Origin of the sequence: Methylobacterium litchii (assembly GCF_038442315.1) — a bacterium.
Classification (GTDB): domain Bacteria; phylum Pseudomonadota; class Alphaproteobacteria; order Rhizobiales; family Beijerinckiaceae; genus Methylobacterium; species Methylobacterium litchii.
This window is the reverse complement of record NZ_JBBXMY010000002.1, coordinates 86882-99255: the sequence shown is the minus strand read 5'-3', so window position 1 is coordinate 99255 and position 12374 is coordinate 86882. Positions and strand designations below refer to the sequence as shown.

At 67.8% G+C, this 12374-nt stretch carries 12 protein-coding genes; 7 read left to right on the top strand and 5 right to left on the bottom strand.

Translation table 11 applies throughout. The annotated features are described in order from the left end of the window. Window positions 1-66: 66 nt before the first annotated feature. Together AAHF99_RS05325 and AAHF99_RS05320 are read left to right on the top strand one after the other, a co-directional pair. Window positions 67-1791: a type I secretion system permease/ATPase gene (locus AAHF99_RS05325; RefSeq protein ID WP_342162997.1), complete on the top strand. Its 1725-nt coding sequence runs from the start codon at window positions 67-69 to the stop codon at window positions 1789-1791. After that, the gene (locus AAHF99_RS05320; protein ID WP_342162995.1) at window positions 1788-3113 is read left to right on the top strand and encodes an HlyD family type I secretion periplasmic adaptor subunit; all 1326 of its coding nucleotides are present in this window, start codon (window positions 1788-1790) and stop codon (window positions 3111-3113) included. Before AAHF99_RS05325 ends, AAHF99_RS05320 begins: the two co-directional genes overlap by 4 nt. A gap of 58 nt (window positions 3114-3171) precedes the next feature. Here AAHF99_RS05320 and AAHF99_RS05315 read toward each other — a convergent pair whose 3' ends face one another. From AAHF99_RS05315 to AAHF99_RS05305, 3 genes are all read right to left on the bottom strand, one after another. Continuing rightward, the gene (locus AAHF99_RS05315) at window positions 3172-3390 is read right to left on the bottom strand and encodes a hypothetical protein (protein WP_342162994.1); all 219 of its coding nucleotides are present in this window, start codon (window positions 3388-3390) and stop codon (window positions 3172-3174) included. Window positions 3391-3434: 44 nt separating this feature from the next. Then, window positions 3435-3677: a hypothetical protein gene (locus AAHF99_RS05310; RefSeq protein WP_342162993.1), complete on the bottom strand. Its 243-nt coding sequence runs from the start codon at window positions 3675-3677 to the stop codon at window positions 3435-3437. Window positions 3678-3761: 84 nt separating this feature from the next. Beyond that, window positions 3762-6476: a bifunctional diguanylate cyclase/phosphodiesterase gene (locus tag AAHF99_RS05305; RefSeq protein WP_342162991.1), complete on the bottom strand. Its 2715-nt coding sequence runs from the start codon at window positions 6474-6476 to the stop codon at window positions 3762-3764. Window positions 6477-7244: 768 nt separating this feature from the next. Between AAHF99_RS05305 and AAHF99_RS05300 the strand changes: the two genes are divergently transcribed. Beyond that, the gene (locus AAHF99_RS05300) at window positions 7245-8624 is read left to right on the top strand and encodes an HD-GYP domain-containing protein (protein ID WP_342162990.1); all 1380 of its coding nucleotides are present in this window, start codon (window positions 7245-7247) and stop codon (window positions 8622-8624) included. 54 nt (window positions 8625-8678) lie between these two features. On the opposite strand, the gene AAHF99_RS05295 is transcribed toward AAHF99_RS05300, so the two are convergent. After that, a complete protein-coding gene (locus AAHF99_RS05295; RefSeq protein ID WP_342162989.1) occupies window positions 8679-8960 on the bottom strand; it encodes a pilus assembly protein PilZ in 282 nt (93 codons plus the stop codon). A gap of 227 nt (window positions 8961-9187) precedes the next feature. Here AAHF99_RS05295 and AAHF99_RS05290 point away from each other — a divergent pair, with 227 nt between their 5' ends. From AAHF99_RS05290 to AAHF99_RS05275, 4 genes are all read left to right on the top strand, one after another. Then, the gene (locus tag AAHF99_RS05290) at window positions 9188-9883 is read left to right on the top strand and encodes a hypothetical protein (RefSeq protein ID WP_342162988.1); all 696 of its coding nucleotides are present in this window, start codon (window positions 9188-9190) and stop codon (window positions 9881-9883) included. A gap of 134 nt (window positions 9884-10017) precedes the next feature. Further along, on the top strand, window positions 10018-10614 hold the full coding sequence (locus AAHF99_RS05285) for a ribosome hibernation promotion factor (protein ID WP_342162987.1): 597 nt from the start codon (window positions 10018-10020) through the stop codon (window positions 10612-10614). A 145-nt stretch (window positions 10615-10759) separates the two neighbouring features. Further along, the gene (locus AAHF99_RS05280; RefSeq protein ID WP_243951852.1) at window positions 10760-11227 is read left to right on the top strand and encodes a PTS sugar transporter subunit IIA; all 468 of its coding nucleotides are present in this window, start codon (window positions 10760-10762) and stop codon (window positions 11225-11227) included. Then, on the top strand, window positions 11227-11559 hold the full coding sequence (locus AAHF99_RS05275; protein ID WP_342162986.1) for a hypothetical protein: 333 nt from the start codon (window positions 11227-11229) through the stop codon (window positions 11557-11559). The genes AAHF99_RS05280 and AAHF99_RS05275 overlap by 1 nt, the downstream gene beginning before the upstream one ends. Window positions 11560-11566: 7 nt before the next feature. Here AAHF99_RS05275 and AAHF99_RS05270 read toward each other — a convergent pair whose 3' ends face one another. Further along, complete coding sequence (locus tag AAHF99_RS05270) at window positions 11567-12364, bottom strand: YdcF family protein (RefSeq protein ID WP_342162985.1); 798 nt, start codon at window positions 12362-12364, stop codon at window positions 11567-11569. Between the last annotated feature and the right edge of the window lie 10 nt (window positions 12365-12374).

Here is a 12374-nt window from a genome sequence, read left to right as displayed (position 1 = left end):
CGTACCGTGGCGGGGGCCACCCGACCGCACTGTCCCCCGCACTATCGAGAAGCTGGAGTTGCGTCCGTGAGCGACGAGCGTGAGGTGCGTGCCGCGACACGGCGGGAATTCTGGGCGGCGGCCTGGGCCGGACGCGCCTCCCTTGTGACGGTCATGGTGGCCAGCGGCCTCGTCAACGTGCTGATGCTGACGGCGCCGATCTTCATGCTGCAGGTCTACGACCGCGTGCTGCCGAGCCGCAGCGTCGCGACGCTGGTGGGCCTCGCCGGCATCGCGCTGATCCTGTTCCTCATCCAAAGCATCCTGGAAATCTTCCGTGCCCGGATCCTCGCCCGGTTCGGCCGCCTCGTGGAGGAGCGGCTCGGCGGGCGCATCTTCCGCACCCTGCTGGCGCGCGGCGCCGAGATGCCCCGCACCGACGACGGCCCGCAGGCCCTGCGCGACCTCGACACCGTGCGCGGCTTCCTCGCGAGCCTCGCCTTCACGGCGTTCTTCGATCTGCCCTGGGTGCCGCTCTACATCGCTGTGTGCTTCCTGTTTCACCCGTGGCTCGGCACGGCCATCGCCGCCGGTGCGGTGCTCCTGTGCCTGCTGACCCTCGTAACCGACTGGGCCACCGCCGCCTCGACCCGTGAGGGCGTGCGCGTGGTGGGGGAGCGCCGTGCCTTCATCGACATGGCGCACCGGACGGCGCCCCTCCTGTCGGCGCTCGGCATGCGCGCGCGGATGACGGCGCTTTGGCAGGACCGGAGGAACCGGACGCTCGATACGGCGATCACCGGCAACGACCTCGCCATCGGCTTCGGCGCCGCCGCGCGCCTCACGCGCACCGTGCTGCAATCGGGCATCCTCGGCCTCGGCGCCTATCTGGTGGTGCGGGAGGAGGCGACGGCGGGGGTGATGCTGGCCGCGACCGTCCTCTCTGCCCGCGCCCTGGCGCCGGTCGATCTCGCCATCGCCAACTGGAAATCCTTCTCGGCGGCCCGCCAGGCCTGGACACGGCTCGTCGTCTTCCTGCCCCGGCGGGAGCCGGCCGCCCTCACGCCCCTCCCGGCGCCGCGCGAGAGCGTGCGGATCACCGCCCTGACCATCGCCGCACCCGGCACGGACACGCTGGTTCTCCACGACGTCAACGTCGCCCTGGCCCCCGGAAGCGCGCTGGGGGTGATCGGCCCCAGCGGGTCCGGCAAGTCGACGTTCGCCCGCGCCCTGGTCGGCCTCGCCCGGCCCAGCCGGGGGGTGATCCGCTTCGACGGCGCCGCCATCGATCAATGGGACCCCGACGCACTCGGCCGCGCGGTGGGCTACCTGCCACAGGATATCGAGATGTTCGACGGCACCATCGCCCAGAACATCACGCGGTTCGACCCGGAGCCCGACCCGGAGGCCCTTCTCAGCGCATCGCGGGCGGCGGGCGTCCACGAAGTCGTGCTGCGGCTGCCCGGCGGCTACGATGCGCGCGTCGGGCCAGGGGGCCTCGGCCTGTCCGGCGGCCAGCGGCAGCGGATCGCCCTGGCGCGAGCACTCTACGGCGACCCATTCCTCGTGGTCCTCGACGAGCCGAATTCCAACCTCGATGTCGAGGGCGACCGCGCACTGTCGGCTGCCGTGCAGGCGGTGCGGGCCCGGGGCGGCATCGCCGTCGTGGTCGCGCACCGGCCGAGCGCCCTGACGGCAGTGGACCGGATCCTGGTCCTCGCCGACGGCCGGGTGCAACTGCACGGGCCGCGCGACGACGTGCTCGCCAAACTCAACGCGCTGACGCGGCAGGTCCCGACGAGGGTCGCATGACGAAGCCCGACACGCCCCCAGCCGCCGCCGATCCCACGGCCGGCACGCGCCGCTCGCTGAGGCGCCACATCGCCGGGGTCGGCGCCATCATCGCGGTGGCGCTCGGTGCGGGGGCCTGGACCGGGGCGACGGAACTCTCCGGCGCCATCATCGCCTCCGGCTCCCTTGTCGTGGAGAGCAACATCAAGAAGGTTCAGCATCCGACCGGTGGCGTAGTTGCTGACCTGCTGGCGGAGGAGGGCACGCGGGTGCAGGCCGGCGACCTCCTGATCCGGCTCGACGCCACGACGGCGCGGGCCACCTTCGACAGCGTGAGCAAGAGCCTGTGGGAGATCGCCGCCCGCAACGCCCGCCTGGAAGCCGAGCGCGACGGCCGCGACGCGGTCGCCTTCCCGGCCGATCTGGCGGGAGCGGGTGCGGAGGTCGCCCGGATCGTCGATGGCGAACGCAAGCTGTTCCGGTTCCGGCGCGATGCAAGGGATGGCCAGAAGGCGCAGTTGGAGCAGCGGATCGGGCAGTTGCGCGAGGAGATCAAGGGGCTCGAAGAGCAATCGGCCGCCAAGGAGCAGGAGACGGCGATCATCGGACGGGAGTACGAGGGCGTGGAAGGGCTCTGGAAGCGCAATCTCGTCCAGCTCAACCGGCTTACCAGCCTGGAGCGGGACATGTCCCGCCTGAAGGGCGAGCGCGGCGTCCTCGTCGCGACCATTGCCCAGACCAAGGGCAAGATCTCCGAAACCGAATTGCAGATCATCCAGTTGGAGCAGAACCTTCGCAGCGAGGTCGCGAAGGAGTTGGCGGAGAACCGGGCCAAGGCCGCGACCCTGACCGAGCAGAAGATCACCGCCTTCGACCAGTTGCAGCGCATCGAGATTCGCGCGCCGCAGACGGGCTACGTGCACGAGTTGTCCGTGCATACCCGCGGTGGGGTGATCACGCCCGGCGAGCCGATCATGCTCATCGTGCCCACGGCCGATTCCCTGGTGGTGGAGGTCCGCGTGGCGCCCCAGGACATCGACCGATTGCAAACCGGGCAGGCCGCCGGCCTGCGCTTCCCAAGCTTCGACCAGCGCACCACGCCGGAACTGAACGGGCGGGTGAGCCGCGTCGCCGCCGACGTGAGCGAGGACAAGCGGACGGGGAGTTTCTACTATCTCGTTCGCCTCGGCGTCACGAAGGACGAACTCGGCCGGCTGGACGGGGCGAAGCTGATTCCCGGCATGCCGGTGGAAGCCTTCATCCGCACCGCCGACCGGACGGTCCTGTCGTACCTGACGAAGCCCCTGGTCGATCAGGCCCGCCGCGCCTTCCGCGAAAAGTGAGCGGCCCGGCGGGCCAGCCGACGTTCAGGCTTTCACCTGTATCCAGCGGCGACAGGCTTCAGCGAGAGACGACGATTTGGGCCTTGCTCATGATCGTCTCGATGGTCGTCTGATCTTCCTGAACCTCGAAGTTGCTGATCAGCCTGCCTTCTTTGTTCCGTGTCGCCACGGTGTGCAGGATGCTGCCGCCGTTGAATCGATGATCTATTCGGACGATCTGGTCAGTATTGACGAGAACCTTGTGGTTCGTGCTGTCCGTCAGCTCAATCCAAGCCATTGACGCCTACTTGTAAGATCGAGCGCACCGCACCTTGCTTGCCCTCACTGCACGCCGCCTTCATCCTCGTTCAAGCCGGCGGCCTTGGCGGCCTGGAGTACATCGGGGCCGCTTTTAACGAGTTGGAGGCCACGCGAGCTTCCGGTGACCGTGTCTTCCAGGATGCGTCGCGCGTCCGAGAGCGCTCTGGCGATTACCAGACACTGCACCTGCGCCATTCCCTTTGGTGCGCTGGCGTCGGGGCGGTCCCAGGTGAAGCGGAAGCCCGTGTATGCAAGATCAGTCATCCCGCACAATGCCACGCTCACCCGCCGCGACCAAGCCGGAACGCGCTGAACCGACCGCCGATCTCGCTGCTGTTGAGCGGACGATCACGCCACGCGGAGCTCTTCGCGCGGGGCGGTCAGCGCGTGATACGCGGAGATCGGCTGCGGCTTGCCGCGCAGGTAGCCCTGGAATTCCGCGCACTGATGCTGTCTCAGAAACGCGAGTTGGTTCTCCGTTTCGATACCCTCCGCGATCACCGGAACGTTCAAGCTGTTCCCGAGGCTGATGATGGCTCTGACGATCGCGGCTCCCTTCTCGGTGATGCCGATTTGCCCGACGAACGAGCGGTCGATCTTGATCTTGTCGAACGGAAACGCCTGCAGCGTGGCCAGCGAGGAATAGCCGGTCCCGAAATCGTCGATCGAGATCCGGACGCCGAGGGCCTTCAGGTCGCGCAGGATCTCCTGGGACCGCGCCGTCCGTTCGAGGAACAGGCTTTCCGTCACCTCGAGTTCGAGGCGGCTGGGCAGAAGCCCAGTTTCGTCCAGCACCTCACGAACGAGGTCGCACAGATTGGCCTGCCGGAACTGGGCAATCGACAGGTTAACCGCGATGCCGAGGGGCTGCGCCCAGGTGACGGCGCTGCGACAGGCCTCGCGCAGCACCCATTCGCCGAGCGGCAGAATGAGCCCCGTCTCCTCCGCCAGCGGGATGAATTGCACGGGCGAAATCGGCCCGAGGACCGGGTGCGTCCAACGCAGGAGCGCTTCGAACCCGCAGGCCTCGTCCGTCGCGACGTCGAACTGCGGCTGGTAATGCAGCTCGAACTGGTCCGTCCCGAGGGCCGCCTTGAGATCGAGGGCCAATTGCTGCCGCTCGCGCGCGGCCACATCCATCGCCGGCTCGTAGAAACGATAGCCGCCCTTGCCCACGTTCTTGGCGTGGACCAGCGCCATGTCGGACGCCGTGAGAAGGCGTTCGTAGGTGTCCCCGTCGCCGGGATACGAGGCGATGCCGATGCTGCAACCGATGTCGATCTGCCGTTCGCCCTCCGCGTAAGGGATACAGAGCGCGTCGATCACCGCCTGCGCAGCCATGGCGGGCGTCTTGAGTGCGTCGAGGTCGGTCGCCAACACGGCGAACTCATCCCCGCCGAGGCGGGCGGCGATGCAGTTCTGGCCGAGGAGATCGCTGAGGCGTGCGGCGACGTCGATGAGCACATGGTCCCCGGCAGCATGGCCGAACATGTCGTTGACCTGCTTGAAGCCGTCGAGGTCGAGGCAGAGCAGGGCGAACTCACCACCCGACGCGGAACAGTCGGACAATTTCTGCGCGACCAAATCCTCGAACTGGATGCGGTTGGGCAGTCTCGTCAGCACGTCGTGGGTAGCAAGGTAGCGCAAGCGTTCCTCGCTCCGGCGCCGCTCCGTGACGTCCTCGTGGGTGCACACCCAGCCTCCGCCGGGGACGGGGGCGCGCAGGACGCTGATGTCGCGATGGGTGTTCGTCTGGACGATGACCGGCGAGACGGATTGGGCGTCCGCATCGGGCGAAGTCGCCACGCTGTCCCAATTGCCCATCGTCGTCCCCCGAAGGCTCAGGAGATAGCCGCGCACGTCCTCCGCCCTGACGCCCGGCTGCCGGAGGTGATCGGGGATGTCGTAAAGCTCGACGAAGCGGGCGTTCATGACGACCAGCCGCTGATCGGCGTCGAAGAGGCAGAGGCCCTGGATCATGTTGTCCAGCGCGACGCCGAACCGCTCGTAATGCGTCCGCAATTCGCGCTCGCCGCGCACGCGCTCCTCGGCACCCGCCATGCGCCGGTCGGCCCGCGCCTGCCGCAGGAGGAGCAGGAGAAAGCTGCCGATGCACGTCACCAGGAGGATCCCCGCCATTCCGACGGCGAACGCCTGCCGGCGGAAGGGGGCGAGGCTCACATCGGTCGTGCGGCTGATGCTGAGGATGATCGGATAGCGGGCGAGGGCCTTCGTTGCGATAAGGCGTTCGAAGCCATCGATCGGGCTGACGTTGCGCAGAACGCCGCCGGCCGGATTCTTGGCCGCGATCAGGGCAGCACCCGTGGTCGAGAAGACTTTGCCGACGACGTCCTCGCGGCGAGGATGGCGCACGAGCAGCATGCCGTCGTTGCGAAACATCGAGACGACGGCGTCGTCGCTGGGCGAGATTTGTGCGTAGAGGCGCTCGAAGTAGCCGAGTTCGACCGCGCCGAGGACGAGCCCGAGAAACGTCCCATCGGGAGCCGTGATCTTGCGGGCGATGTAGATGGTCCAGGCGCCGTCACCCCGGTTGCGCACGGGCTGGCCGATGAAGCGCCGCAGCTTGGGGTCCGCCGCGAGCGCTGTGAAGTAGTCCCGGTCCGAGATGTTCACATCCGGGATCGGCCAATATCGGCTGAAGTTGAGAAGCTTGCCTGTGTGATCGATGACCGTGATGGCATTCACCTGCGGCAGTGCGGCGATGCGGGCCTTGAGGTCGACGTGCAAGGTCTCCCGGCGGGCCATCGCGGCATAGGTCGCGGGCGTTGCGACCTTCGCATCCGTGAATTCCTGGATGATTGCGTCCTGCACCATCTCCATGGCTTGGAGCGAGCGGTCGGCCTGATCGGCCAGCATGGTCGAAAGCCCGACCAGATTGTGCTCGACCTCGTCCACCGCTTGCCGATGGATGTCGGCGAGGAAGAGCGTCGCGCCCAAGGCGATCGAGATGGTCAGGACGACGAATGCCGCCACGAGCACCGCGACGGGGCGGTGGTGAGAAGCAATGATCGGCCTGATCTGCGGCACCGGGAGCCCGCCCACCTTTTCCCAAGCGCATAATCTACCGGCGTCAAGTTACTTGGACGTTTAGACACCGTAACATGGGCTAGTTTGCCGCGTGGTCGGGGAATCGGCGAATACAGGCATCCCGCTCGGGTCGACAAAGAAAGATCGACCCCAATCACTTCTGCTTTAGAATGGAACACGATCTGGGGAGCCGGGACCTAGATCCGAAGATACTCCCTGCCGGCGTAGCGCAGCCGCGGCGGCCGTCACCCTCATCGCCAGGCGGCCATCTTGGACAGGTTTGAGATGGTCAGGAAGTCGGCATACGGCAACCGCCGGCTGACGGGAAAGCCTTGAACCTGATCGCATTGCTCGGCGGCGACGAACATACCACGAGGGCGATGGTGCTCGGCCAGCCCGCCGCATCGGTACACGCGGTGCGGAGCACCCAGGCGCCGAGTTGCGCGATCAGGCCGGTCTGACCGTCTGCCGCTCGTGACCGAGGGGGATCTTCTTCCGCAGCACGTGGACCGGAACAGAAAAGAAAAGTCCGACAGGCCGAGGCTCGCCATGATGGTCGGGGGGACGACGCCCATGTCCCAGACGACATGCCCCGTGACCCGGTAGGAGGCCCGATCATGCCGAGGCAGGATGGCCCGGCTCGCGAAAGGTGAACCTTGAGATCAGGTGCTCGATTTATCGCTCATTAATCGTTCTCTCCACGCTCTCACACAGGTCGAAGACTCTCGTCAGCTTCTGGTGATAGCAGTTACGACTAAACGGACAGCGCAAAAGAGCAGAGCGATGCAGGCGGTAGCGGGCGGCAAGGCTGACACCGGGACGGTTCAGCTGTCGGAGATCCTCGGCGCCCTGAGCCACGCCCTCGATCTCACGGAGGGCCAGCCGGTCGGCCATTGCGTCCGTGCGACCTGGATCGGCGCCCATATCGGGCAGCGATTGGGCCTGCCGGAGACCGAACTCTGGGAACTGTACCACACGGTCATGCTGAAGGACTTGGGCTGTTCCAGCAATGCCGCCCGGATCTGCGAACTTTATCTCTCCGACGATCTCGCCTTCAAGCGTGACTTCAAGACAGTGAGCGACAGCCTGCCGAAGGTTCTCGGCTTCGTCTTCACGCATACCGGCCTGAAGGCGGGATTGGCGGAACGCTTTCGCGCCGTGCTCAACATCCTGCAGAACGGCGGAACGATCGTCGACGATCTGATCCAGACCCGCTGTCAGCGTGGAGCCGAGATCGCGCGGCAGCTGCGTTTCCCCGCAGGCGTGTGCCGCGCCATCCATGCCCTGGACGAGCACTGGAACGGCGCGGGCCGACCGGACCGTCTCGCGGGCACCGCGATCCCTCTCTACGCGCGGGTCGCCCTCCTCGCGCAGGTCGTGGATGTGTTCCACACCGCCGCCGGTCCCGCCGCCGCGCTGGCGGAGGTGCGGGCGCGCTCCGGGACGTGGTTCGATCCGGAAATCGTCGCCTGCTTCGAAGCCGTGGCGGCCGATCCCGACTTCTGGAAGACGCTCGCCTCCCCGGACGTGGAGACGGCCGTGCTCGCCCTGGCGCCGGCCAGTCCCATCGTCGTGGATGAGGATTACCTCGACGACATCGCCCGGGCCTTCGCACAGATCATCGACGCGAAGAGCCCCTTCACCTGCGGTCACTCGGAGCGCGTGGCGGTCTATGCCGACATGATCGCGGCCGAACTCGGCTGCACGCTGGAGCGCCGCCGCTGGCTGAAGCGGGCCGCCCTCCTGCACGACGTCGGCAAACTCGGGGTGTCGAACGCCATCCTCGACAAGAACGGCAAGCTCGACGAGGCCGAGTGGCGCGACATGCGCAATCACGCCTCGCTGTCCGAGACGATCCTCACCCGTGTGGCGGCCTTCCGCGAGCTGGCGCGCATCGGCGGCGACCATCACGAGCGCCTGGACGGCAAAGGCTATCCACGGGGGCTGGCGGGCGAGGCGATCCCGTTCGAGACCCGCATCGTCTCGGTGGCCGATGTGTTCGACGCCCTGACGGCCGACCGGCCCTACCGGGCGGCGATGCCCCTGGACAAGGCCCTCGGCATCATGCGGGCCGATCTCGGCAGCGCCTTCGATCCGATCTGCTTCGCGGCCCTGGAGCGGGCCTTGGCGACCATCGAGGGCGATCTCGCTCGCGCGGCCTGAGCGACGACGAAAGACGTGTTCGGCGGCGAGGTGCGCGGCGAACGACCGAGCCAGTCAGTCTTCGAATTCGATTCCGAGTTTCCGGCCGTCGCGCCAGATCATCCGGTAGGCCCGATCCGCGTACAGTCGTTCGCAGATGAAACGACCGGAGTTCGACACTTCGGTTTCGTCTTCGACTTCGAGCATGGCGCCGAACATGCTCAGATTCCAAACGAGACAGTCGGCGCACTGACGGCCTTCCGCGAAGAAGAGCGTGCCGGTCTTGAATGCATCGTCGCGCCGTTGTCGTCGCCGCTCCGTGTCCATTGCACTTCTCTCGCCGAGGACGAAGACCATCGGAGTCACGCCCCGGTTAACAAATGCCGTTCAGCGGCTTCGTCGGGTCGTCATCACCGGGCGGCATCACTCCGCCATGTCCCGAAGTGCACCCGCCGGAGGCGGTCATGATCGGTAACAGCGGGTAACCGGGAAACCGCGTGTTCATCGCGTCTGGGCCGGACTCGACATCGCGCGGGCGGCGTGATGTGTGCCTATCCCATGCTGTCTTCTCCTGGGATGGGGCGGTGCTGACCGAAGCGCAGCGGCAGGCGCTCGTGGCGCTGGCGGAATGCTTTGCGGAAGACGGCATCCTCATCGATGCCCAGAACATCCGCGCCGCCCTGGCCGCCGCCAACGATGCCGAATTCCGCGCCGCCTCGGCGGAGGCCGACGGCGTGCGCCTGCGCTCGCAGCTCGAGGACGCCCGTCAGCGCGTCGCGGCCCTCGAAGCCGCCGCCCTCGCCGGGGGCTGGAAGCAGCGCGCGGAGGAGGCGGAGACCGAGATCGAGCGCCTGAAGCGCGAGCGCAACGACGCGCGGGCCACCGCCCAGGGGATCCTCGCGTCCCTCAAGGAACAGGGGGAGGCCGCCGACGCCGCCGAGGCCGCGGCGGCGATCCTCTCGGACCGCGTGGCGGAACTGGAATGGGCCTTGCGCGAGGCGGTGTCCGCCATGCGCGGCTGCGTCGCCCTCACGGCCGCCGGCGCGGCGGGGCGCGAGGGACGGAACGGGGCCTCAGCGGGCCACGCCGAAGACGCGGCTGCGGACGAAGCCGAAGACGCTGTAGCAGGCGATCAGGCAGCCGACGCTCATGGCGCCGAGGCAGCTGATGGTCTTCACGGGCTCACCGCGCGCCAGGACGATGGCGACGGTAAGGGGAATGACGGCGAAGATGAACAGAGCGGTCATCGCGAACTCCCATCCGGATCGCCGGGACCGTAGGGGTCGAATGGTTAACGGTTCGGGGCTTTTGCCATCCGCCCGCCGCTGCGCCGGCTCACGAAAGCGGGGGTCTCCGTTGACTCGCGCGAAAACGGGTCTCTAATTCCTGTGGCATCAGAAGCACAGGAGGGAGCATGAGGTCTCTGCGCGTCACCGGCCACGGGGTGGATCTCGGTGAGAGCCTGCGCACCAGGGTCGAGGAACGGATGGCGGCGACGCTGTCCAAATATCTCGACACCCACATGCAGGATGGCTGCACCGGCCACGTCACCCTTCGCCGAGACGGGAGCGCGTACCGCACCGATTGCGTACTGCACCTCGTCTCCGGCCTCACCATGGAGGCCGTGGGCGCCGCGCACGATCCGCGGGCGAGCTTCGAGCAGACCGCCGACCGGTTGGAGACCCGCCTCCGACGCTACAAGCACCGCCTGAAGGAACACGCCAGCGCCGCCCGGGACGACCCCGCGATGGAAGCGGCCTACGCCGTCTTCGCCGCGCCGGACGAGGAGGATGCCGAGACGGAGGAGGAGGGCGACGCCCATCCCCCGATCGTCGCCGAGAGCACCAAGACGCTGCAGCGGCACACGGTGGGGGAGGCGGTCACAGCCCTGGACATGACAGGATCGCCCGTCGTTGTTTTCGTCCACGCTGGCACCGGGCGCATCAACATCGTATATCGGCGCAGCGACGGGGCGATCGGCTGGGTCGATCCTCCGACGGGCGGCGCCTGACTCACATCGGGCGTGCGCAGAACAGAGCCGGAACCGTCCTCGTTATCCGACTATTGGATAGGGGCGTGTCCGGCTTACGGCGGGCACGGCGATCTTGAGGGGGCCGGCTCCCCGGGGTGCTAGGCGGCGGGGCAACGGTCGTTCCATGCCACTTCTCGAGTTTCTGGCCCCGGATGCGGTGGTCTGCGCGCTGCGCGCCCGCTCGAAGAAGCAGGTGCTGCAGGACCTTGCGGCCCAGTCCGTGCGGCATCTGCCGATGCTCTCGGACCGGGCCGTGTTCGACACCCTGCTGCAGCGGGAACGCCTCGGCTCGACCGGAATCGGCGAGGGCGTGGCGATCCCCCACGGCAAGCTGGCGGGGCTCGACAGGCTGTTCGGCCTGTTCGCCCGCTTCGACCGCCCCGTGGATTTCGAGGCGCTGGACGGCGAACCCGTCGACATCGCCTTCCTGCTTCTCGCTCCGGAAGGGGCGGGGGCCGACCATCTGAAGGCCCTGGCGCAGGTTGCGCGCGTCCTGCGGGAGCCGGGCATGCTCGGCAGCATCCGCGCCGCCCGCGACGAGGCGGCGCTGTTCGCGCTGCTCACCCGCAACGCCGCCTCCCGAGCCGCCTGATGCCGATCCGCCATGCGTTTGTGACGCTCGCCGTCCTCGGCTTCGTCGCGGTGCCCGCGTTCGCCCAGGGCGGCGACACGACCTGTCCCCGTGACGTGGTGGTCGCGCAATCGATGCAGCGGCAAGCCATCGACCAATTGGAGCAGGCCGACATCGGCGATGTGGCGAAGAGCTGCCGCGTCTGGCGGCGCCATGTCGACACGATGCGCCGGGTGGCCGCCGTCTACGCTCGCTGCCTCTCGGGCACGGAGCGCAATACGGGCCTCGCCCAGGTCCAGGGGTCCGAGAAGGAATTCGCGGAGGCGATCCGCACCCGCTGCAAGGGGAACTAGCGGCGACTCAGTCGATGCCGCGCATCAGCGGCTCGGCCACCATCTTGATCGGCTTACGCCGGCCCAGCACCACCGCCGCCCGCGACCGCTCCGGATCGTCCTCGAACCGGGTGCGCACCCAGCTCACGAGGAACTTCACGTATTCCGAGGCCACGAGCCGCGCGACGGGCGGGCTCCGCCACCACGCGCCGGCATCGAACCCCTCCGTCACCACCGGGTGCGGGACGATCCGCTCGCTCTCCTGCAACGCGTGGTCGAGTTCCACCAGCGTGCGCGGCATGTGGTAGTTCGAGGTGACGACGGCCACGGTGCTGAAATGGTGCGTGCGCATCCAGCGACGCGTTTCGATGGCGTTGCCGATCGTGTTGCGCGCCCGGTAATCGAGATCGACGCAACAGGCGATGAGTTGGCGCTGGGTCGGGTTGAGCCGGGCGATCTCCTCCCGGCTCGTGCGCTCGTTCACGCCGGTGATGAGGAGGCGACGGCCGTAGCCCGCCGCCAGCAGATCGATGGCATCGCCGATGCGCTGGGCGCCGCCGGTGAGGGCGACGATCCCGTCCGTGCGCCCCTCGGGGATGCGCTCCTGGCGGGCGAGAAGGGCGACGAAGGCAAGAAAGCCGGCCACGAAGGCGACGAAGCACAGTCCGGCCGCGGCGGCGCCGCACTGCAGGGCCAACTCCCGATTCGTCCTGCCCGGCACCCTGCCGGACCCGTCGCCCATCCCCTTGGCCGGGGAGGCGGGCGCCTGCTCGTTCCAGACCCAGCCGATGGCTTCGGTCGCGAGAGAGACGGGAGCGCGCGTCATCCGCGTGTTC